Raw genomic sequence first — 22,442 nt, forward strand, 5'->3', positions numbered from 1 at the left:
GCGTCAACGATAGTCGATCATCGCCCGCCTGGATATTCGATCATCGCGGCTTTTCGGACTTCCTGCAGGTAGGCCTTCGACTTCGCCTCGTACTTCTGCACGTACATCTTGTCGCGCATCTCACGCTTCTTCGGCGTGTCGACGGTGGTTGCCTTCCTGCCGCAGAGGGCGACCATTTCAACTCCCTGCTTGGTGACCTCGGGAGGGGTGAGGTGGCCGACCGGGGTCTTGTCCAGGATGTCGCGCAGCGACTGCGGCAGGTCGGCCGAGGTCTTCACGACGATCTCGCGGATCGCGGCGTTGCGCATCGACTTGAAGAAGGTGTTGGCTTCCTCGCAACTGGTGACGCGCTCGCGCAGGCTGTCCGCTTCCTTGCGGCGTCCCTCGAACTCCGACTGCGGCGCGCCGCGGGGCACGATCAGAACGACCGGCTGCATCCTGTATTCGAATGCCTCGGCCTCAGCCGCGCCTCCGGCCTCCTTGACCGCGTTGGCCACGTCCTTTTCGCCAACTTGCAGGCTTTCCTTGAAGCGGCCGCGGACCAGGCTGGTCCAGACCATGTCGGCCCTGATGCGTTGCTTCAGCGTATCCGGGCGGATGCCCTTGCCCTCGAGCACCTTGGTGAGCTGGTCGCCGGAAAGCCGCATCCGCTGCGCCATGCCGCCGAAGGACTGGTCGATATCGCCGGCGGAGGGATCGACGCCGAATTTCTTGGCTTCCTTGATCTTCAGCTTCTCATCGATCAGCTCGTCGAGGACGGTCTTCCGATCAGGCGTCTTGCCGCCGGTCAGGGCGTTCAGCTTGGCGCGCTGCTCGATGTCGTAATTGGTGATGGGCTCGCCATTGACCATCACGGCGATGGTCTGGGCATGCAGTCGCGCACCGCCTCCGAGCAGGAGGAAAAGAGCCAGCAGGGAACTCAACACTAGCTGATGGCGGCGCGTTGGCAGGCTACCGGTCGTGATTATCGTCATGTCAGCCGTTTAAACCAATTCAAGCCGGAGCCACAGGCCCGCAGGCAATCCAAGCACCCCGCCAGACCGCTCGCTACTGCATGCCAGCCGAACTGCTGGACGTGGAGGTCTGCGCGATCGTCCGCAGCCCGATCTGGAACATGAACGCGTGGCTGAGGACGGGCGGCGTCGAGCCAGCCTGATAGGTATAGGACGTGACATAGTTGGCGGCCAGCACGAAGCAGTCGTCCACATAGCCCGCGCCGAACGCGTACTGGTTGATTTTGTTCGCTTCAAGGTCCCAGCGCGCCGCGCCCTGAACCACCCAATTCGCCGCCACCTTGATCGATCCGCTGGCGAGGATGCCTTCGCGGCGCGTCAAATAGCCAAGCTCCGGCTGCGCGGCATAGTCGCCGTACATCAGGCTGACCGACCAGCGGTCGAAGTTCGCGCTGGCCTGGGCCTCGAACCGGTTGATGTTCCAGGTCGCCTCGTCCATCCGCGAGCGGACGCTGAACGTGTAGGTGCGGTTGGGCGAGTAGGCGAGGCTCGCGACATAGTCCGAGCGCGGATTCTGCAGGCCGGAATCGATGCCGGTGTTGGTGACGTCCGCGACTGCGAACGAGTTCAACCCGAACATCTGGTAGGACTGTCCGAACATCGCCTTGACGCTGCCGCCGCGATCGAACTGCGTGGTGGCCTGCACGCCGACATTGGCGCGGCTGCCGCCTTCGACGCGGTCGTAGCCGGAGAACTTGTCGATCGCGAACAGGTTCGAGGTATCGAACACCAGGCTCTGCGCGTCCTCGTTCGGAAGCTTGCCGGCGCTGGGTTCGTCGGGCCGGATGATGACCTGCGCAATCGGCTCGATGGTCGTCGTGCCCCACGGCTGCACGTTGATGAAGGGGTAGCGGTACTCGAAGCCGACGGTCGGCATCAGGCGGACCGTCTGGGTGTCGCCGACCGGCAGGAAGTTGGAAACGCCCGGCTGGTTCGAGATGTCGGCGTTGATGGCATCGGCGCGGACACCGACGAACGGCGTCCAGATCTGGCCGAGCGGGTCGGTATAGGATTTACGCCACTGCGCCTCGGCGGTCAGCCTTGTGTAGGTGCCCGGCATGCCGCGCAGCAGGCACTGCGACGGCGTGCGCGCCATCGGGTCCGCGGATGTGGTCAGGCACAGGCCGTTGGTGTTGGCCGTCGTCGTGATCGGGTCGAACACCGCGGTTTCGCGGGTCAGGTTGGTGAAGTTCACCTTGTAGCTGAACTCGCCACCGAAGATCGGGCTGTTGATCACGTTGTTGTAGTCGATAACGGGCGCGACCACCGGAACCTGGTTCTGGTTGCCGGAGTAGCTGAGATAATAGATCGCGCGTGCGTCGAAGAAGCTGCGGTTGCCGACGCCGGTCAGATAGAGCTGCGAGATCGCCTCGGTCGGCAGCGACAGGAACGATCCGAACGGATCCTTGTACTGGGCCAGCCGGTAATCGGACATGAAGTAGTAGTCGGACAGCAGCACGCCGTCCCAGCCCCAGGTCCATTTGTCGTTCAGCGCGAACTGACCCTTGGTCTCGATGCCGCCGCGGAACTGGCGGTCACCGGGCTGGCCGGCGAAGGCGCCTTGATCAAGCTGGTCGATGCCGTAGAGCCGGATCTGATAGGCGCCGTTCGACAGGCGCTGACGGAATTCGCCCTGGAACAGCACGCCCTGCTTCGAGGTGATGCGCGGATTGAACGTCGCGTCGAAGTCCGGCGCGAGCGCGAAGTAATAGGGGATTTCGACGCCGACGCCGAACGCCGAATACGTGGTGAAGCCCGGCATCAGGAAGCCGCTCTTGCGCTTCACGGTCGGATCGGGCGTCGAGAAATAGGGCAGATACGCCATCGGAACGCCGAAGAATTCGAGCTGGGCGTTCTCGAAATAGAGCATCTTCTCGGTCTGGTTATGGATGATGCGCGCGCCCTTGACCTGCCAGAGCGGCGGCTTCTTCGGATCATCCTTACAGGGCGCGCAGGCGGTATAAACGCCGTTGTCGAACACCGTGTAATTGCCGCTGGACCGATCGGCGCGGGTCGCCGCCATGCGGGTCTGGTCTTCGGTGTCGACGCGCAGCGAATCGACGAACCCGTCGCGGTAGTCGTCGCTGAGATCAAGGATGTTGGCGTAGGTGATCTTGCCTTCCGCATCGGTCATGCGGATGTTGCCTTCGGCATGAAGACGCTTGGTCTTCTGGTCGTAGATGACCTTGTCGGCCTCGACGCTGGTGCCGTTGTAGAACATCTGGACGTTGCCGACGGCCGAGACGCGCTGGTTGTTGTAGTCGTAATCGACCTCGGTCGCCTGAACCAGCATCTGCCCGTCATTCTTGGCCGGCGGGCGGGGCGGCTTCGGCGGACGCGGATTGTAGGTGAAGGCCTGCGCGGCAGCCGGCGTCGACGCGACAACATCGAGCGCGCTGACCACGACGAACGCGGCGAGGAGAGCTGAGATCGAAACGCCAAACGCGGCCATGCGGCTCCGTTGACGGCGCAGGACACTGCGCCGCCCGAGAGCAGGCGACCTCAACTGGCGGGCGGCGACGATAGCCACTACCCGTCCTCCTGGTACAGCAAGGCTAAGAAACCGGTGAGGCTGCCCACAACGACAGGCAACCACGCCGCAGCGATGGGATGCATCAACTCAGCCTTGCTCAAATCTTCAGTTACTTTCGACAGCACGTAGAGCAGAAAGCCTGCGCCCACGCCACTCAAAACCATCTTCTGCACGCCGCCCATCCGAAAGAAGCGGAGGCTCACAGAAGCCGCCAACATCACCATCGCAGCCAGCAAAAACGGCTGTGCGATGAGCTTGTGATACTGCAAGCGATAGCCGGCCGTCGCGAACCCTGAGCTCTCCGACGAACGGATGTAGTTCGGCAGTTGCCAAAAGGACACAGTTTCTGGGGTGGAGAAACTGTTGCGCACCTGTGCCGGGGTAAGGGTGGTGGTCAGGTAGAAGGTGTCCTGATCCACCGGAGGCTTATCGAGGGTGAATCGGCGCGCGCCCTTGAACACCCAACGGCCGTCTTCGAGCGCCGCTTCGCGCGCTTCGATTCGCTCCTTGAACTGGAGCGCCGTATCGAATCGAAACACGGTGAGGCCGGTCAGCCGGACGCCCTGCTGCTCGCTGCGGGCCGCATTGATGATCGCCTGACCCTCGTCGTTGATCTGGTTCAGCCAGAAGCCGGACGCGTCCTGAATGCCGCCGCCGGGCGCCGAGCCGAACAGCTCGGCTTCCATCCGTTTGGACAGCTCGCGCAGATTGGCCGATACCGGATTGTAGGCAGTGGTCGCGAAGATGCCGAGCATGATCGCACTGGCCAGCGCCGGCGAGATGAATTGCCAGGCCGAGACGCCGGCGGCGCGGGCCACGACGAGCTCCAGCCGACGCGACAAAGCGAGGTAGCAGGTCATGGCGCCGATCAGCACGCAGAACGGCATCAGCTTCTCGAGCAGCTGCGGCACCCGGAATAGCGAAGTCTCCGCGACCGTGATCGCGGAGGCCGAGACGAGGCCCGACGTCTTGCGCACCATCTCGATGTAGTCGACCAGCACGAGCAGCACGAAGATGCCCGCGAACACGCCCACCGCCGCGACCACGAAGCGGCCGGCGAAATAACGCCCGAGCGTGTTTGTGACCATGCTCATGCGGTTGCCGGCCTCCGGAAGAGGCGCGCAATGCGCTCGTTATTCCTGTTGATCGCTTCCATCAGCCGCGGCGGCGGTTCGACGACCACGCCGCCGACGATCATCCAGATGCCGATGCCGATGCCGCCGAACAGCATCAGATACTGCACCAGCGCCGCGAGCGGCGTCTTCACCGCCATAACCGAGCAGGCGAACCCGACCATGCGCAGGCCGAACACCGCGAATACCGAGCCGCCGATCGAGAAATTGCGGCTCTGGCGCGTGGTGCGCGGCGCGCCGAGGAAGGCGAAGGTAAGGGCAGCGAACGCAAACGGATAGATCGGCGCCATGAAGCGATCATGCAGCTCCGCGAAGAACTGGCCCGACAGCTGCTGATAGGTCTTGTCTTCCTCGTCCGGCCACATCAGCTCCCAGAGATAGCGCTCGCGAATCCCGAGCGTGACGTCGCGGCCCTGCGAGAATTTCGACATGTCAAAGGCGTAACGGGCGAACGCGACCAGCGCCGGATCACGCTTGCCAACCTCGAACCGTTGCAGATTGCCGTCATAGAGCACGAGGTACGAGCCTCGGTCGGTCTTCTGCACGGTGCCGTGGTCGGCGATGATGGTGACGCGCTCCTGCGGATCGCGGCGATCGTCGACGAAGACGCCGCCGAGCACGCCGCCGGGCAGGCGCTCGCGGATCCGGATCGTCAAGTTCTGGTCGAGCTGGGCGAAGCGGCCGGGCTGCAGGATGTTGGTCAGCACGTCGGCGGTGATCTCGGCGTCCCACTGCTTGATTCGGCGCATGCCGTCGGGGGCGAGATAGGCGCCGATGAAGGCGACCAGCGCCGCCACCACGCAGGTGGCAAGGAAGAACGGCCGGAACAGCCGGATCGGCGAGAAGCCCGCCGCGTTCATGACGATGATTTCGGAATCGGTCGCGAGCTTGTTCAGCGTATGGGAGATCGCGATCATCAGCGCGATCGGGGCGATGATCAGCACCAGGGCGGGAATCACGAGACCGGTGATGCCAAGGAAGGTGAGGATGGTCTGACCCTGGCTGGTCATCAGATCGATGCCGCGCAGCGCTTGCGTAATCCAGATCACGCCGGTGAGGCTGACCAGGACAAGCGCAAACGACGCCAGCGTCGTTTTAAAGATGTACTTGTCGATCGACCCCATCGCTACCGCACGACCCCCAAGGCCCCCTGCACGCAACCAAACGCACGGCTCTCGACCATCCCCGTCAACCCGGGTTCCCCTATGGTCGAGCCGCGGACCCGTCCGGCTCACTCTCTAGACACTCTCTCACTACCATCCCTTTGATCCGTCAGCAAAATGGCCGGGCCAAGGCACGCTTAATTTATGGTTAATTAATCGCTTTTGTGGCCTTCCGGCCACTCCGGCGCTTGGCAGCGGCGCAGCCGGCAGGTCATAGTGTATGACAAGCCCGGTCCGGGCTGGTTTCGGACCGCCATGCAATGCTCACCCCGCGTGCCGGAAGGACCGCCTCAGGTCCGAGCAACACCCTGAGTTCTGGAGGATTTTCCTATGTCCGACGCCGTCAAGGTCGGCTTTGTTCCGATCTCCGCGTCCGCTCGCGGTATTCTGGTGGTCTTTTGCGACGACCAATTGAAGCTGGGAGCCGCCACCCGGAAGGCGCTGGGAGTTGCCGCCGAGACGGTCAAGCGGGCCGCGGCCGCCAACCAGTTCAAGGGCAAGAGTGGGGCGGTCCTCGACATCCTGGCGCCGGAGGGAATCAAGGTCGAGCGGCTGATCGTGATCGGCATTGGCAAGGCGGCCGACCTCAAGGAGAAGGATTTTCTCAAGTTTGGCGGCGTGGCGGCCGGCAAGCTCAATGCCGGCAGCGGTTCGATGACCGTGGTCGCGGAACTGCCCGATGCCGCGATGGCCGCCGGCCAGGCCGCCGCGATCGCCACCGGCATCCGTCTGCGCGCCTACAAGTTCGACCGCTACAAGACCAAGAAGAAGGACGGCGAGGACGGCGCCCTGCGGGCCGACGTCTCGATCGCCGTCGACGATGTTGCCGCCGCCAGGAAGGCCTACGCGCCTGAAGCGTCCGTCGTCGACGGTGTGTATTTGGCGCGTGAGCTCGTCAACGAGCCGCCGAACGTGCTGTATCCCGAGGAATTCGCACGCCGCGCCAGCCAGCTTCGCAAGCTCGGCGTCAGCGTCGAGGTGCTCGACGTCAAGGCGATGACCAAGCTCGGCATGGGCGCGCTGCTCGGCGTCGCGCAGGGATCGGCGCGACCCGGCCGCACCGTGATCATGCGCTGGAACGGCGGCAAGAAGAGCGAGGCGCCGGTCGCGTTCGTCGGCAAGGGCGTCTGCTTCGACACCGGCGGTATCTCCATCAAGTCGGCCGGCGGCATGGAGGATATGAAGGGTGACATGGGCGGTGCGGCCTGCGTGGTCGGGCTGATGCACGCGCTGGCGGCGCGCAAGGCCCGCGTCAATGCGGTCGGTGCCATCGGCCTTGTCGAGAACATGCCCGACGGCAATGCGCAGCGTCCGGGCGACATCGTCACCTCGATGTCCGGCCAGACCATCGAAATCATCAACACCGACGCCGAGGGACGCCTCGTGCTCGCCGACGTGCTCTGGTATGTCGCCAAGAAGTTCAAGCCGAAATTCATGGTCGATCTGGCCACGCTGACCGGCGCGATCATGGTCGCGCTCGGCACCGATCACGCCGGCATGTTCTCTAACAACGACGAGCTCGCCGAGCGGCTGGCCAAGGTCGGGCTCGAGACCGGCGAGAAGGTGTGGCGCATGCCGCTCGGTCCCGAATACGACAAGCAGATCGATTCGCAATTTGCCGACATGAAGAACACCGGCGGGCGCAACGGCGGCTCGATCACGGCAGCGCAATTCCTGCAGCGTTTCGTCGACGGCACGCCGTGGGCGCATCTCGACATCGCCGGCACCGCGATGGGCGCGCCGAAGACCGAGATCAATCAGAGCTGGGGTTCGGGTTATGGAGTCCGGCTGCTCGAGCGGCTGGTCTCCGACTATTATGAAGCCAGGAAATCCAGGAAATAGAGTGTCGGCCGGCGCATGACCGAGGTTCTGTTCTACCACCTGCAGAACATGACGCTGGAGAGCGTGCTGCCGCCACTGCTCGAGAAGTCGCTCGAGCGCGGCTGGCGCGTGGTCGTGCAATCGACGTCACAGGAGCGTGCCGAGACGCTCGACGCGCATCTGTGGACCTACAGCGACGATTCGTTCCTACCGCACGCGACTTCGCGCGTTGCCGACGCGCAGGACCAGCCGATCATCCTGTCGATCGAGGAGGGCAACCCGAATCGGGCCAATGTCCGCTTCTTGGTCGACAATGCGGCGCTGCCGGCCGACTGCGACAGCTACGAGCGGGTGGTCCTCGTGTTCAACGGCGACGACCCCGACGCGGTGGCCTCGGCCAGGGAAAGCTGGACCGCTTGCAAGGCGCGCGGCTTCGAGGTCACCTATTGGCAGACCGACGAGCGGGGACGCTGGCAGCGGCGCCAATAGCGATAGCTACGAATTAATGATAATTCGACGTTTCTTGGGGCGGGCCACGGTCATGCCGCAAAGTGATGTTCGGACAAGCCCTTAGGTAAGGGGTAGGAGCTTTGTCGATCGTGCGGGACGGAACATTCAGTCGGAAGTCGCTGCTGGCGTTGCTGGTGCTTGCACCGGGACTTGCCGGCTGTTCGGGCGCCGGATCCGACTTGTTTTCGCGCGATGCGGAATGGTTCTCGCGTCCCGGGCGGGTGTTCATCCGCAACATCTCGATCGAATCGCCGCCACTGACGCCGGACAAGCCGGTGACGAACGACGATCTCGTCAGTGCCGACGGCAGCTGTCCAGGCATGGCACCGCCGCCGGGCGCCACCGATGCCAACGCACAGGCCGGCGGTGCACCACCGCCGCAGCCAACGGGCGGCAGCGTTGCACTCGGCCACACTGAATGCGACGTCGTGCGCGGCATCGGCGCTCCCGACAGCGTCAACCTGTCCAGTGCTCCGGGCGGCGGGCGCGTTGCGGTCGTGACTTGGTCGCGCGGCGCGCGCGCCGGCATCTACACCTTTACCTCGGGGCGCCTGTCGTCCGTCGAGCGCGGCCCGGATCCCGTGCCCGAGCCGAAGCAGGCGAAGCCGAAGAAGAAAAAGACCTCGCACGGCTAGAGCGTTTTCGCCGCAGCGGCAGGCCAATGCCTGCATGCGCGGGCATGATACCGGACGCGCGGACATCACACCGGATAGAATGAGAGCCTCGGCTCCCTCCACGGGTCGTCCCTGCCTAGTGCGCAATTGCGCACGGGAGCAGGGACCCATACGCCGCGGCGGATGTGGTTATGGGGACTCGTCGTTCGACGATCGTGCAGCAACGACCATCTGTGGTTATGGGTCCTGCTTTCGCAGGGACGACATCGGATATGTGGCTCCGCCCGGTCTAACTCGCCGCTTCGTCGAGTTCGGCGCTGGCTTCCAGCCAGTCTTCCTCGGCGCGCTGTAACGCGCTCTCGGCGCCGGCGCGCGCCTTGGTCAGTTGCGCGGCCTGCTTGGGGTCGCGGGTAAAAATATCGGGCAATGCGAGTGCGGTATCGATCTTGGCGATGATGGCGTTGATGCGCTCGATCTCGGCCTCAGCTTGCGCGACCCGCTGCCTGGGTGAAGCACGCTTCTCGTTGCGGATGCGCTCCGGCTTCGCGGCCTCCTTGACGCGCTCGCGCGAGGCCGGCCGGCCGTCATTGGCCGACAGGATCATGCGTCGATATTCGTCGAGATCGCCGTCATAGGCCGTGACGGTCTGGTTGGCCACGACCCACAGGCGGTCGGCGCAGGCCTCGATCAGATAGCGATCATGCGAGACCATGATGATGGCGCCGGGGAATTCGTTGATCGCCTCCGCGAGCGCCGCACGGCTGTCGATATCGAGGTGGTTGGTCGGCTCGTCCAGGATGATCATGTTCGGGCCGTAGAACGTGGCAAGCCCCAGCAGCAGCCGCGCCTTCTCGCCGCCCGACAGGCTCTTCACCAGCGTGTCGCCGGCCTTGCCGGAGAAGCCGATCGCACCGACGCGGCCGCGCACCTTGCTCTCCGGCGCCTCCGGCATCAGCTTGCGGATGTGATCATAGGGCGAGCCGTCGAGATTGAGCTCGTCGACCTGGTGTTGGGCGAAATAGCCGACCGACAGCTTGTCGGCCCTCGTGATCCGGCCGGCAAACGGCGCGAGCTTGCCCGCCAGCAGCTTGACCAGCGTCGACTTGCCGTTGCCGTTGGCCCCTAACAGCGCGATGCGGTCGTCGGTATCGACGCGCAGCGTCACGCGATTGAGCACCGGCTTGCCGGGCTCGTAGCCGACCGAGACGTCATCGACCGCGATGATCGGCGGCGACAGCAGCTTCTCCGGCGCCGGGAACGAGATCTCATGAACATCCTGGGTCACCAGCGCGGTGATCGGCTTCATCCGCTCCAGCATCTTCACGCGCGACTGCGCCTGCCGCGCCTTCGAGGCCTTGGCCTTGAAGCGGTCGACGAAATCCTGCAGGCGCTTGCGCTCATCGGCCTGCCGCTTGGCGTGCTTGGCGTCGAGCAACTCGCGCGCGGCGCGCTGGTCCTCGAACGAGGAATAGGTGCCCTTGTAGAGCGTCAGCCGGCCGCGATCGAGGTGCAGGATCTGATCGACCGAGGTGTCCAGCAGGTCGCGGTCGTGGCTGATCACGATCACGGTGCGCGGATAGTTGGCGAGGTGGTTCTCGAGCCACAAGGTGCCTTCGAGATCGAGATAGTTGGTCGGCTCGTCCAGCAGCAGGAGGTCGGGCGCGGAGAACAGCGTCGCCGCCAGCGCCACGCGCATGCGCCAGCCGCCGGAAAATTCCGCGCACGGCCGCGCCTGGTCTGATGTCGAGAAGCCGAGGCCGGAGAGGATCGCCGCGGCACGGGCGGGCGCGGAATGGGCGTCGATGTCGACCAGCCGGGTCTGGATTTCGGCAATCCGGTGCGGATCGTGCGCCGTCTCGGCCTCGCGCAGCAGCGCGTCGCGCTCGAGATCGGCCTTCAGCACGACGTTGATCAGGCTTTCGGGCCCGTCGGGCGCTTCTTGCGCGAGGCTGCCGATACGCCAGCGCGGCGGCAGCGCGATGCTGCCGCTCTCGGTCGGGATGTCGCCCCGGATGGCGTGAAACAGCGTCGATTTGCCGACGCCGTTGCGGCCGACAAATCCGACGCGGGCTCCGGGTACAATTTGCACCGAACTGTGATCGATCAACAGCCGTCCGGCGATCCGGACCGAGATGTCAGTGATGGAGAGCATGCAGCGTTGTCACCGGACCCGCCGCCAAACGCAACCCCGTCTGTTCGTAAAATCTCTCCCGGAGCTGTTGCAAAAACGCAATTGGGCTGCTGGTCAGCCCTCAACATCTAATGGCGATCGCCTTCCCGTCGTTGCATCTCATCGAGGAGTTGCTGCAGGCGAGACGAAAGTGCGGGCTCTGGCCGCATGCTTTGCTGAAGCCGTTCGCCTACGGCATCGCAGATGTAACGGCAGGTCTTGTGATCAATCTGATCGGCGTCCTTGTCGATCTTGCTCATTGTCATCGTCATGGCATGTCTCTTGGCGAGTTCCACCTCGCATGTTCGAGTAGCTCCTCGCCATGACAAGTCGCGACCCCGAATTTGGTTTCCGCGCCTTGCTCTCGCCTTGAGGTAGTGGGTCCCATATATGCCCGGGTTCCCCCGGCGGACCCGAAAAAAGCCCCGGCGCGAGGGCCGGGGCGAGAAGCAAGTCAGGGGAGCAGTCGTAGATTCGATGGATCAGTAGCAGCGGTTGACCAGGCGCCAGCGGGGCCCCCACGGGGTCGGCACCACGCGGCGCACGTAGCAGCCGCCGCCGTAGCCATAACCGCCGTAATAGGCCGGGCCGCCGACGATGACGCGCGGACCGCCCCACCAGCCGTGGTGCCATCCACCGTGCCAGCCGCCATGCCAACCACCCCACGCAGAAGCGGAGGTCGGGGCGAGCGCGGCGGCACCGAGCGAAACCGCGGCGACGGCGGCAAGCGAGAGTTTGCGTAACATGATCGTCTCCTCGAGGTATGGGCGCGCGCGACGCGCCCGCGGTGACATTTCCCGAGACGTCCTGTGAGGCTTGCGGATGGGGGGCCAGCAAGGCGTCCGATCGCTGCAGAGCCTATGTGACTTGAGCTGAACGGCAGCGGCACGGCGCTGACAGAATGGGTTCACCTAGGTGAAATCGCGGTAAGTTGGCCGAGCCGGCCGCTGTCCGGAGGGCGCGCTAACGACGGTTTTCGTCGTGAAAATGCGTCAAAACTAAAGGCTAACGCGTCACAGGGTCGCTTGCCGTTATCCCGTCGCGCCGATATAAGCCCCGGCAACTCCCAGCCAAGTTTACAAGGACGAAATCATGGCGATTGAACGCACCTTTTCGATCATCAAACCCGACGCCACCGAGCGCAACCTGACCGGCGCGGTCAATGCGGTGATCGAGAAGGCGGGCCTGCGCGTCGTGGCGCAGAAGCGCATCCGCATGACCCGCGGCCAGGCCGAGACCTTCTACGCCGTCCACAAGGCGCGTCCGTTCTTCGGCGAGCTGGTCGACTTCATGACTTCGGGCCCGGTTGTGGTCCAGGTGCTGGAAGGCGAGGGCGCTATCCTGAAATATCGCGACGTGATGGGCGCGACCGACCCGTCGAAGGCCGCTGAAGGCACCATCCGCAAGCTCTATGCGAAGTCGATCGGCGAGAACTCGGTGCACGGTTCGGATGCGCCGGAGACCGCGGTGATCGAGATCGCGCAGTTCTTCGCCGGCAACGAGATCGTCGGCTGACACCGTATTGCTGAAAGTGGCGCGGTCTCCCGAGGAGACCGCGTCGAAGTAGAACCGGGGAGCGGCGGACGACCGCCGCCAGGGGCGGCCGCAAGGCCGAATAGGACTCGCTGTGGACTGGCTGTGGCAGATCTTTGATCCGGCGTACATCGGCGCGTTCTTCACCGAATTCAAGAACGAGATGGCGACGCCGACGTTCTGGGTCGCCGTCGGCAAGATCATCTGGATCAACGTCCTGCTGTCGGGCGACAACGCGCTCGTGATCGCGCTCGCCTGCCGCGGGCTCGCGCCGCGCCAGCGCCTGTGGGGCATGATTCTCGGCGCCGCCGCGGCGGTGCTGCTGCGCGTCATCTTCACCGGCATCGTCGCCAGCCTGATGGAGCTTCCCTATTTGAAGCTGGTCGGCGGGCTGGCGCTGATCGTGATTGCCGCCAAGCTGCTGGTGCCGGAGCAGGAGGACGAGGACAGCGTGCACGCGGCCTCGCATCTGTGGGCCGCGGTTCAGATCGTCGTCGTCGCCGACATCGTGATGAGCCTCGACAATGTGATCGCGGTGGCCGCCGCCGCCAACGGCAGCGTGCCGCTGCTGGTGCTCGGACTTGCGATCAGCGTTCCCCTGATCGTTGCCGGCGCGGCGCTGATCATGGCGCTGCTCACCAAGCTGCCGGTCCTGGTCTGGGCCGGCGCCGCGCTGCTCGGCTGGATCGCGGGCGACGTCATCGCGACCGATCCCGCCGTGCATCCGAAGCTGGACGCGCTGTTCGCCGGACCGCTCGGTACCAAGCTCGATTCCTGGCTGACGTCGGTCGGGATGTCGCCGCAATTCGCCCATGGCGGCAATGGCGGCGAGATCGCGCTCGCGGTGCTCGGCATCATCGTGGTGCTGGTCGTGGGGTCGATCTGGCGCCGCCACGCACTCCGCAAGGCCAAGCACGCCGCCAAGGCGGCGTGAGGTCTAGCGCCGCACGATCGAGCCGGCGCGCCCGACCAGCCGCGCCAATTGCTTGAAGCGGCTGCCGACGCGGTCGGCGACCAGATCCACCATCCGGTGCTCGAACACCAGCATCAGCTTGCGGCCCTGGGTGCGGAAATGGGTTGCCGGCAGCACGCCGGTGCGCGCCGCCGTGATCAGATGCGCGACGCGAAATGCGGCGCCGAGCACGCGGGCGCGCTCGTCCATCGCCGGCGTCACCAGCGCGCGGATCTGCGGCGGCGGCTCGTTTTCCTCGCTGAGCCCGGCGTAGCGATAGAACACCGAGAGCGCGACGAAGGCGCGGCCCTGATGCGTGATCGAGCCGAAATTGCCGTTCATGATCAGGCTGAGGGTTTCCTCGCCGCGATGATCGGGATGCACCCGCCAGCCGATGTCGGAGAGCAGGCAGGCGACGTGCCGCAGCCTGCGGTCTTCCTCGGTCTCGCGTAGCCTGACGACGCGCACCAGCCGGTCGGTCCACGCCGTCAGCTCCTGGGCGTGGCGGGCCGAGCGCGACAGCAATTCGTTGAGATTTTGCGCGGCGCAGAGCAGTCCGTCCTTGGCGCGTTCGGCCTGCGGCAGCATCTCGTAGAGCAGGCCCTCGCGTACGCCGAAGGTCGAGAACACGATGGTCTTCGGCTGGGCTACGCGGATGATGTATTCGAGCACGAGCGCGGCATAGGCCAATAGCGGCCGCCGCGCGTCGGCGACCGACTCGATATTGGCCAGCATGTTGGTGGCCGCCAGCCGTCGCAGCCGCTGCGCGAAGTCGAGTGCGTCGGCCGCCGGGATCGAATAGCCGTGCATCACCTTGAGCGGGTAGCCGCTCTGGATGATGTGAATGCGCGCCAGCGCACGCCAGGTGCCGCCGACGGCATAGAAGGTGCGGCCGCGGCCGGTCTTGAGCTGGGCGACGCCGAGCAGCTCGTTCTTGACGATGCGTTCGGCGCGCTTGAGCGATTTGTTGGAGAGGTCCTGCAGCGCGAGGCTGCCGAGCGGCAGCGTCACGCCGCTGCGCACGCGGCTGCCCTTGACATCGATCAGTTCAAGCGAGCCGCCGCCGAGATCGCCGACGATGCCGTTCGGATTGTGCACGCCCGAGACGACGCCGAGCGCGGATAGCTTCGCTTCACGCGGCCCGGTGAGGATCTCGATCTTGGCGCCGCAGATGCGCTCGGCCTTGGCGATGAAGTCCGGACCGTTCTTGGCGTCGCGGCAGGCCGCGGTCGCGATCGCGTAGACGCGGCCGACTTGCTGGATCCTGCACAGTGCACGAAAACGGCGCAGCGCGGTGAGCGCCTTGTTGACGGCATCGGTTGCGAGCAGGCCGGTGCTCTGCACCTCGCGCCCGAGCCCGCACAGCGCCTTCTCGTTGAAGATTGTGATGAGGCTGCGCGCCATCGCCTCGTAGACCACGAGACGAACCGAGTTCGAGCCGATATCGATGACAGCGACGCTGGAAGCGCGCTTCCGCGGCCGCTTCACCGTAAGACCCCCTTAAGACGATGGCTGCTGACGCTCGTTGCGACGCGTGAGACGGCGCGGTGAAGATTCCTTGAGAGACTTACCACGGCCGGACAGACTCGGATTTGTCATAAAGTAGTCATGCAGATTGAAGGGCTCTTCGCCTTTCGCGGCCTTCATACGCGTTGACGACCCATCCGGCAACAATTGCCAGCTTTGCTCGGTGTCCTTCAGGTTCGCGACCATGATCTGTTCGAGAACCTGCTGATGCACCGTGGGATTTTGCAGCGGACAGAGAACCTCGACGCGGCGGTCGAGGTTTCGCGGCATCATGTCAGCGGACGAGATATACACAGCAGCTTTTGTGCTCGGCAGGCCCTGACCCATGCCGAAGCTATAGATTCGGCCGTGTTCCAGGAACCGGCCGATCACCGATTTGACGCGGATGTTCTCCGACAGTCCCGGCAGCCCCGGCCGCAGGCAGCAGATGCCGCGCACCACGAGCTCGACCGAGACGCCGGCCTGCGAGGCCTCGTACAGCGCGTCGATGATATCAGGGTCGACCAGCGCATTCATCTTCATCCAGACCGCGCCGGGCCGGCCGTGCTTGACGTGCGCGATCTCGCCGTGGATGTGCTCGATGATCCGCTTGCGCAGCGTCAGCGGCGACACCGCCATCTTCTCGATGTCGCTCGGCTCGGCATAGCCGGTGATGTAGTTGAAGACCCGCGCGACGTCGCGGCCGATGATCGGATCCGAGGTGAAGTAGGAGAGGTCGGTGTAGATGCGCGCGGTGACCGGGTGATAGTTGCCGGTGCCGGTGTGCACATAGGTCGTGAGATTGCCGCCCTCGCGGCGCACCACCATCGACAGCTTGGCATGCGTCTTCAATTCGATGAAGCCGTAGACCACCTGCACGCCGGCGCGTTCGAGGTCGCGGGCCCAGCGGATATTGGCTTCCTCGTCGAAGCGCGCCTTCAGCTCGATCAGCGCGGTCACCGACTTGCCGGCCTCGGCGGCTTCCGCCAGCGCGCGCACGATCGGCGAATTGTTCGAGGTGCGATAGAGCGTCTGCTTGATCGCGACCACGTCGGGATCGCGTGCCGCCTGCTGCAGGAACTGCACCACGACGTCGAAGGATTCGTAGGGGTGATGGACCACGAGGTCCTTCTGGCGGATGGCGGCGAAGATATCGCCGCCATGATCGCGCACCCGCTCGGGGTGGCGCGGCACATAGGGCGGGAATTCGAGGTCGGGGCGATTGAGGCGGGTGAGCTGCGACAGCTCGTTCATCGCCAGCACGCCGTCGACCAGGATCACTTCGTCGTCTGCGGCCGACAAGGCGTGCTGCACGAAGATGCGCAGCTCCTCTGGCATCGTGGCCTCGATCTCGAGCCGGATCACCGACCCGCGGCGTCGCCGCTTGAGCGCGGTCTCGAACAGGCGAACGAGGTCTTCGGCCTCTTCCTCGATTTCGAGTTCGGAGTCTCTGATGATGCGGAATGCGCCTTGGCCCTTGACGGTGTAGCCGGGGAACAGGCGGCCGATGAAGAGACCGGTGGCCTGCTCCAGCGTGATCAGCCGCGCCGGCGCGCCTTCCTTGGTGGAGGGGATGCGGATGAAGCGGTCGATCTTGCCGGGCATGCGGATCAGCGCGTTCATCGCCTTGCCGTCGGAGATCCGCGACAATTGCAGCGCCACCGTGAAGCCGAGATTCGGGATGAACGGGAAGGGATGCGCCGGGTCGATCGCCAGCGGCGTCAGCAGCGGGAAGATGCTGTGGAGGAAGTGATCCTCGATCCAGCTGCGCTCGGACTTGGTGACGTCGCGGCCGTCGACCAGCTGGATGCCGACCTTGGCCAGGATATCCCGCAGGTCGCTCCAGATCGCCTGCTGGTCGGAGGCGAGCTGCGAGACGGTCTTGTTGATCATCACGAGCTGATCGGCCGGCAGCAGGCCGTCCGGGCTGCGCTCGGTAATGCCCTCGCGGACCTGCGCCTTGATGCCGGCGACACGGACCATGAAGAACTCGTCGAGGTTATTCGCCGAAATCGACAGGAAGCGGACCCGCTCCAGCACGGGATGGCCGAGATTGACCGATTCCTCGAGCACCCGCCGGTTGAAGTGCAGCCAGGACAGCTCCCGGTTGATGAAGCGTTCGGGGCTGGTCGCGATTGCGGGAATGGCGGGAAACTCCGCCTCTTTTTCTTTGATTTCAGTAGCTTGTGCCGAGTCCATAAAGTGCTGGTCCAATTCAGGGCAGGGGCCGGGGCGGTGTAGCCGAGAGCCGCAGAGACCATGTGATATTGCGATGACGTTTCGATGACATTGATGTTCCGCTCGCCTGCGCCGTCAAGCCGCGGGATGGATCAGGCGTCGCGCAACAGCTCCGCCGCCAGCGCCCGCGTGACGGGACGGCCGAGCCGGAGTGCCTCGGTATCCAGGAGCTCGACCGCCTGCCGGACGGCAACGTAGGAACGCTCGATCCGGTTGCTCAGATAGCTGACGAGCGGTTCGTCCACGCTCATCTGGCGGTCGGCGCAGAACTTGACGATCAGGCCGCGGAACAGCTGGTCGTCCGGCGGCAGCAGCGTCACGGTCGGCACCGCGCGGAGCCGCGACCGCAGGTCGCGCAATTCGATCTCGAACGCCGAGGGCGGAATGCGCGCCGTGATCAGCACGTAGGCATCGTCCTGGCGCGCCAGATTTAAAAGATGAAACATCGCGCGCTCGTCGAAATCCGCCGGCCTCAGGTCTTCGACGACGAGCGCACCGGTCGCAAGCGCGGTCGGCACCGTGTCGGCGGTCAGCGCATGCGCCGCGGTCGAGCGCGCGCCGGCGCTCTCGGCCCAGATCGCGGCGAGGTGGCTTTTGCCGGAGCCGTCAGGCCCGACCAGCAGCATGATTCGGTTTGGCCAGTCCGGCCAGCCGTCGATCAGCGCCAGCGCCGCCTCATTGGCAGGGCCCTCAAGGAAATCGTCGCGGGTCAGCTTCTCCTCGTGCGGCAGGGCCAAGGCCAATTGACGAGGTTGAACGCTACTGGCCACGCAGGTCTCCAAACCACTTTATCTAGCTATGCGTAAACGCGTTGCGTTTGTCGCGGGAAAACCGGCTTCCACTTTTCCGGATCCCGCCTACCGAGCTTCGATCGTGCTCATGTGCCGCACCCACTCCACGAGATAGAGGGACACCGAACCCAAAGTAAAGATCGTGACCAGGCCCATCAGGATCAGGTCGTAAGGGTGTGGCTGAAAGCCGAAGCCGAGCGAGGCCAGCACCAGCGCTGCGAACGCGACCTGCGCCACCGTGTTCAGCTTCGACACCATCAGCGGCTTCATCTCGACTGGCTTGTCGAACAACCATGACACAATCACGGCGGAGACGATCATGATGTCGCGTGACACCACGAGAATCACGATCCAGCGCGGCACCGCGCCCCAGATTCCGAGCGCGACATAGATCGACACCAGGAGCGCCTTGTCGGCGAGCGGATCGAGCAGGGCGCCGAGCTCGCTCGTCATGTTGAAGCGCTTGGCGAGGAAACCGTCGACCGCGTCCGAGACGCCGGCGATCACGAAGATCGCGAACGCAATCTCCATCTGGCTGGACACGATGGCCCAGACGATCACCGGCACCAGGATGATGCGGCCGAGGGTGATGATGTTCGGAATGCTCAACTTGGATCGCTTCCCGGCTAGAAGCCTGATTTTACTCGATATCCGGCTCTTTTGCGCAGCCGCCTTGTGTTATCTACATAGTATCGCGGCAGCAGCGCCGCGAGCCATTGCGCGGGGGCGGAATTCCTCGTAACCAGCCCCTGATCATCTGGAATTGGGCATGACCGAGCGCAAAAACGGGCTCACTTACGCGGATTCGGGTGTCGATATCGACGCCGGCAATCGACTGGTCGATCTGATCAAGCCGATGGTGCGGGCCACCGCGCGGCCTGGCGCGGACGCCGAGATCGGTGGTTTCGGCGGGCTGTTCGACCTCAAGGCCGCCGGCTTCAAGGATCCGGTCCTGGTGGCCGCGACCGATGGCGTCGGCACCAAGCTGAAGATCGCGATCGAGACCGGCATTCATGGCGGCATCGGCATCGATCTGGTCGCGATGTCGGTCAACGACCTCGTCGTGCAGGGCGCGGAACCGCTGTTCTTCCTCGACTATTTCGCCTGCGGCAAGCTGCACCCGGAGGCCACCGCGCAGATCGTCGCTGGTATCGCCGAGGGTTGCCGCGAATCCGGCTGCGCGCTGATCGGCGGCGAAACCGCCGAGATGCCCGGCCTCTACAAGGATGGCGATTACGACCTCGGCGGCTTTGCGGTCGGCGCGGCCGAGCGCGGCACGCTGCTGCCGACCGCGGATATCGCGGCGGGCGATGCCGTGATCGGGCTGGCTTCCTCCGGCGTGCACTCCAACGGCTATTCGCTGGTGCGCAAGATCGTCGAGCAGTCCGGCGTTGCCTATGACGCGCCGGCGCCGTTCGCGCCGGTCATGACGCTTGGCGCCGCGCTGCTGACGCCGACCCGGCTCTATGTGAAATCCTGCCTGCGCGCGATCCGCGACACCGGCGCGGTGAAAGGCCTCGCCCACATCACCGGCGGCGGCTTCACCGACAACATTCCGCGCGTGCTGCCGAAGCATCTCGGCGTCGGCATCGATCTGGCGCGGCTGCCGGTGCTGCCGGTGTTCAAATGGCTGGCCGAGCAGGGCGGCATCGCCGAGCTCGAGCTGCTGCGCACCTTCAACTGCGGCATCGGCATGATCGCGATCGTCAAGGCTGATGCGGTCGACGCCGTGACCGAGGCGTTTACCGCCGGCGGCGAGACGGTGACACTGCTCGGCGAGGTGATCGAGGCCAAAGGCGAGCATCGCGTGGTCTATAACGGTCATCTCGATCTCTCGCGATGAAGCGCCGCGTCGCCATCCTGATCTCCGGCCGCGGCTCCAACATGGCCGCGCTGATCGAGGCTGCGAAGGCTGAGGATTTCCCGGCCGAGATCGTGGCCGTGATCTCGAACCGTGCCGATGCCGCCGGGCTCGAGAAGGCGGCCGCGAGCGGCATTGCGACCATCGTCATCGAGAGCAAGCCGTTCGGCAAGGACCGCGCCGGCTTCGAGGCCGTGCTGCAGCGGGCGCTCGACGACAGGCAGGTCGAGTTGATCTGCCTCGGCGGCTTCATGCGGCTGTTCACCGCCGAGTTCGCGCGGCACTGGTACGGGCGGATGCTCAACATCCATCCCTCGCTGCTGCCTTGCTTTCCGGGTCTCGATCCGCACGGCCAGGCGTTGCGTGCAGGGGTCAAGCTGTCCGGAGCGACGGTGCATTTCGTGATCCCGGAGACCGACGCCGGACCGATCGTGATGCAGGGCGCGGTCACGGTCGCTGACGACGACACGGCCGAGACGCTCGCCGCGCGCGTGATCACCATCGAGCATCGCATCTATCCGGAGGCGCTGCGGCTGCTGGCGAGCGGCCGGCTCGAGCTGGAAGGCGATCTCTGCAAGACCCTGGGCAGCGGCGCAACCGACCATACCCTGATCGCGCCGGCGCCTTAGCGCGCGGTTGCAGGAGACATCCCCCGGGGTGATGCGGCCGGGGGAGGCATCAGGATGAATTCCGCTGGCAGCGGCGTTCAGTGAACCTTGAGGTTCTCTGCCGACGCCTTGCCGCGGTTCTCCACCAGCTCGTACTCGACGGACTGGTTCTCGTTCAATGTGCTGAGGCCCGCGCGCTCGACCGCCGAGATGTGGACGAACACGTCCTTGTCGCCGACGGCTGGCTTGATGAACCCGTAACCTTTGGTCGGGTTGAACCATTTGACGGTACCCTTCGGCATCGTCTCTCTCCCAGTTTAGACATAAAAAAGACGCGGCCACGTTTTCCACGTGCCACGCCACAAGCGGACTTTGCGCTGTCTGTTCACTTCCCGGGTCGTCAGATCCAAAGTCTTCAAGTCCGAAGTTTCGCCTCTCGAGGCCCTGTACATCGAAGCCTTGGATATCAACGTCGCGAAACGCACAGTCGAACGGCCGCAAATCCGATTGTGAACGGATTGCAACACGAAAATTGCGCCTTAGCAAGCGCGGTGGTTTTGCGTGACGCAACCTCAGCCTGTGCCGGTCGAACTCCGGGGCAACACGTTCGGCCACTGGCCGACTGCCGGTGGAACCTGGCGGGCACCAGGCGGACGCGCTAACCCCGGTCCACCCGCACCACGCGGCCCTTGTCGATCGCCAGCGCAAGCTGGCCGTGCTTGAGCTTGAGCGCGGCCTCGCCGAACAGTTCGCGGCGCCAGCCGTGCAGGGCGCCGACCTCGGCCTGATCGCTGGCCGCGATCTGCTCGAGGTCGTCGACGGTGGCGATCACCTTGCTGGCGACGCCGTGGCGCTCCGAGGTCATGCGCAGCAGCACCTTCAACAGCTCGACGGTCGCCGCGCCGTTGGAATTGTTTCTCGGCTTCTCCAGCTTGGGCAGCATGGCCTGGTCGCGGGCGAGCCCGCGCTGCACGGCGGCAATGATGTCAGCGCCCCATTTCGAGCGCTCAAAGCCCTTCGGCAGCGAGCGCAGATTGCCGAGCTTCTCCAGCGAAGTCGGCGCATGGGTGGCGATATCGCCGACCGCATCGTCCTTGAGCACGCGCGAACGCGGCACGTCGCGGCTCTGCGCCTCCTGCTCGCGCCAGGCCGCGACCTCGATCAGCACCGCGAGCTCGCGCGGCTTGCGGACGCGGGTCTTGAGCCGCTCCCAGGCGCGCTCCGGATGGAAGTCGTAGGTCTTCGGCGAGGTCAGGACCTCCATCTCCTCGCTGACCCAGTCACTGCGGTCGCGCTTCTTCAGATCGGCATCGAGGGCTGCGAACACTTCGCGCAGATGCGTCACGTCGGAGACGGCGTAGTGGAGCTGCTCGTCGGTCAGCGGCCGGCGCGACCAGTCGGTGAAGCGGTGGGTCTTGTCGGGGCGGTGGCCGGTGACGCGGTCGACGAGCTGGTCATAGGCGATGCTGTCGCCATAGCCGAGCACCATGGCGGCGACCTGGGTGTCGAAGATCGGATGCGGAATCGTGCCGGAGAGGTGCCAGACGATTTCGATGTCCTGCCGCGCGGCGTGGAATACCTTGAGCACGGCCTCGTTCGACATCAGGTCGAAGAACGGCTTGAGGTCGATGCCGGGTGCCAGCGCGTCGACCACGACGGCTTCGTCCGCGCTCGCCATCTGCACGACGCAGAGCAGCGGATAGTAGGTCGTCTCCCGCAGGAACTCGGTGTCGACAGTGATGACCTTGTGTTTGGCGAGCCGGTCGCAGGCGGCGGCGAGGTCGGAGGTCGTGCTAATCAAATCCATGAAGTGTCCATAACGGCTTGACCACACGCGTTCTGCCGAAAGGGCAGCTATGTCAAGGGTCTTGCAGGGATTTTGGCCCTGCGCGGGGTGAGGGACGGGCCGTTTTTGAATTGATTGGGCGTGATTCGAGGGTGTTTTCGGCCCGGTCGTGCCGGCAGTTCGTCGGTCGTCCGCCATCTTCGGTGTCAC

The 22,442-nt window shown here is 64.8% G+C and carries 20 protein-coding genes; 7 read left to right on the top strand and 13 right to left on the bottom strand.

Annotated elements, in window-relative coordinates:
• Positions 1–17 precede the first annotated feature (17 nt).
• The 4 genes from ACVI1L_RS32300 to lptF all read right to left on the bottom strand — a co-directional run bounded on the left by ACVI1L_RS32300 (position 18) and on the right by lptF (position 5,803).
• Positions 18–974 carry a SurA N-terminal domain-containing protein gene (locus ACVI1L_RS32300; protein ID WP_456784732.1) on the bottom strand — a complete coding sequence of 319 codons (957 nt, stop codon included), beginning with the start codon at positions 972–974 and terminating at the stop codon, positions 18–20.
• 73 nt (positions 975–1,047) lie between these two features.
• A complete protein-coding gene (locus ACVI1L_RS32305; protein WP_456784733.1) occupies positions 1,048–3,465 on the bottom strand; it encodes an LPS-assembly protein LptD in 2,418 nt (805 codons plus the stop codon).
• Between the two features lie 77 nt (positions 3,466–3,542).
• Complete coding sequence (lptG, locus tag ACVI1L_RS32310) at positions 3,543–4,640, bottom strand: LPS export ABC transporter permease LptG (RefSeq protein ID WP_168856977.1); 1,098 nt, start codon at positions 4,638–4,640, stop codon at positions 3,543–3,545.
• Positions 4,637–5,803, bottom strand: a complete 1,167-nt coding sequence (gene lptF / locus ACVI1L_RS32315; protein WP_016847429.1) for an LPS export ABC transporter permease LptF — start codon at positions 5,801–5,803, stop codon at positions 4,637–4,639. The genes lptG and lptF overlap by 4 nt, the downstream gene beginning before the upstream one ends.
• Before the next feature lie 369 nt (positions 5,804–6,172).
• On the opposite strand from lptF, the gene ACVI1L_RS32320 reads away from it, so the two are divergent.
• From ACVI1L_RS32320 to ACVI1L_RS32330, 3 genes are all read left to right on the top strand, one after another.
• On the top strand, positions 6,173–7,684 hold the full coding sequence (locus ACVI1L_RS32320; RefSeq protein ID WP_456784734.1) for a leucyl aminopeptidase: 1,512 nt from the start codon (positions 6,173–6,175) through the stop codon (positions 7,682–7,684).
• A gap of 15 nt (positions 7,685–7,699) precedes the next feature.
• Positions 7,700–8,152: a DNA polymerase III subunit chi gene (locus ACVI1L_RS32325; RefSeq protein WP_028335176.1), complete on the top strand. Its 453-nt coding sequence runs from the start codon at positions 7,700–7,702 to the stop codon at positions 8,150–8,152.
• A 101-nt stretch (positions 8,153–8,253) separates the two neighbouring features.
• Positions 8,254–8,808, top strand: coding sequence for a hypothetical protein (locus ACVI1L_RS32330; protein WP_083715152.1), 555 nt, complete (start codon positions 8,254–8,256; stop codon positions 8,806–8,808).
• A gap of 268 nt (positions 8,809–9,076) precedes the next feature.
• Here ACVI1L_RS32330 and ACVI1L_RS32335 read toward each other — a convergent pair whose 3' ends face one another.
• The 3 genes from ACVI1L_RS32335 to ACVI1L_RS32345 all read right to left on the bottom strand — a co-directional run bounded on the left by ACVI1L_RS32335 (position 9,077) and on the right by ACVI1L_RS32345 (position 11,703).
• A complete protein-coding gene (locus ACVI1L_RS32335; protein WP_076831987.1) occupies positions 9,077–10,939 on the bottom strand; it encodes an ABC-F family ATP-binding cassette domain-containing protein in 1,863 nt (620 codons plus the stop codon).
• A 107-nt stretch (positions 10,940–11,046) separates the two neighbouring features.
• Positions 11,047–11,229, bottom strand: a complete 183-nt coding sequence (locus ACVI1L_RS32340; protein ID WP_038377182.1) for a hypothetical protein — start codon at positions 11,227–11,229, stop codon at positions 11,047–11,049.
• 210 nt (positions 11,230–11,439) lie between these two features.
• Complete coding sequence (locus tag ACVI1L_RS32345) at positions 11,440–11,703, bottom strand: hypothetical protein (RefSeq protein ID WP_018271306.1); 264 nt, start codon at positions 11,701–11,703, stop codon at positions 11,440–11,442.
• Positions 11,704–12,049: 346 nt separating this feature from the next.
• Between ACVI1L_RS32345 and ndk the strand changes: the two genes are divergently transcribed.
• Positions 12,050–12,472, top strand: a complete 423-nt coding sequence (gene ndk / locus ACVI1L_RS32350; protein ID WP_016847423.1) for a nucleoside-diphosphate kinase — start codon at positions 12,050–12,052, stop codon at positions 12,470–12,472.
• Positions 12,473–12,584: 112 nt separating this feature from the next.
• The gene (locus ACVI1L_RS32355) at positions 12,585–13,424 is read left to right on the top strand and encodes a TerC family protein (RefSeq protein ID WP_057019890.1); all 840 of its coding nucleotides are present in this window, start codon (positions 12,585–12,587) and stop codon (positions 13,422–13,424) included.
• 3 nt (positions 13,425–13,427) lie between these two features.
• Here the strand turns inward: ACVI1L_RS32355 and ppx are convergent, their stop codons facing one another.
• The 4 genes from ppx to ACVI1L_RS32375 form a co-directional block, all read right to left on the bottom strand.
• Positions 13,428–14,930, bottom strand: a complete 1,503-nt coding sequence (gene ppx / locus ACVI1L_RS32360; protein WP_057019891.1) for an exopolyphosphatase — start codon at positions 14,928–14,930, stop codon at positions 13,428–13,430.
• Positions 14,931–14,942: 12 nt separating this feature from the next.
• On the bottom strand, positions 14,943–17,147 hold the full coding sequence (locus ACVI1L_RS32365) for an RNA degradosome polyphosphate kinase (protein WP_310884760.1): 2,205 nt from the start codon (positions 17,145–17,147) through the stop codon (positions 14,943–14,945).
• A gap of 131 nt (positions 17,148–17,278) precedes the next feature.
• Entirely contained in the window at positions 17,279–17,956 is a 678-nt protein-coding gene (locus ACVI1L_RS32370; RefSeq protein ID WP_168856980.1) for a P-loop NTPase family protein, read from the bottom strand.
• Between the two features lie 87 nt (positions 17,957–18,043).
• The gene (locus ACVI1L_RS32375; RefSeq protein ID WP_028332358.1) at positions 18,044–18,586 is read right to left on the bottom strand and encodes a CDP-alcohol phosphatidyltransferase family protein; all 543 of its coding nucleotides are present in this window, start codon (positions 18,584–18,586) and stop codon (positions 18,044–18,046) included.
• Between the two features lie 160 nt (positions 18,587–18,746).
• On the opposite strand from ACVI1L_RS32375, the gene purM reads away from it, so the two are divergent.
• A complete protein-coding gene (purM, locus tag ACVI1L_RS32380; RefSeq protein ID WP_141340454.1) occupies positions 18,747–19,820 on the top strand; it encodes a phosphoribosylformylglycinamidine cyclo-ligase in 1,074 nt (357 codons plus the stop codon).
• Positions 19,817–20,467, top strand: a complete 651-nt coding sequence (purN, locus tag ACVI1L_RS32385) for a phosphoribosylglycinamide formyltransferase (protein ID WP_229190833.1) — start codon at positions 19,817–19,819, stop codon at positions 20,465–20,467. The genes purM and purN overlap by 4 nt, the downstream gene beginning before the upstream one ends.
• Before the next feature lie 77 nt (positions 20,468–20,544).
• Here the strand turns inward: purN and ACVI1L_RS32390 are convergent, their stop codons facing one another.
• Together ACVI1L_RS32390 and rnd are read right to left on the bottom strand one after the other, a co-directional pair.
• A complete protein-coding gene (locus ACVI1L_RS32390; RefSeq protein WP_016847412.1) occupies positions 20,545–20,748 on the bottom strand; it encodes a cold-shock protein in 204 nt (67 codons plus the stop codon).
• Between the two features lie 356 nt (positions 20,749–21,104).
• Positions 21,105–22,253: a ribonuclease D gene (gene rnd, locus ACVI1L_RS32395; RefSeq protein ID WP_057019895.1), complete on the bottom strand. Its 1,149-nt coding sequence runs from the start codon at positions 22,251–22,253 to the stop codon at positions 21,105–21,107.
• Positions 22,254–22,442 lie beyond the last annotated feature (189 nt).

Source organism: Bradyrhizobium sp. USDA 4516 (assembly GCF_054055915.1).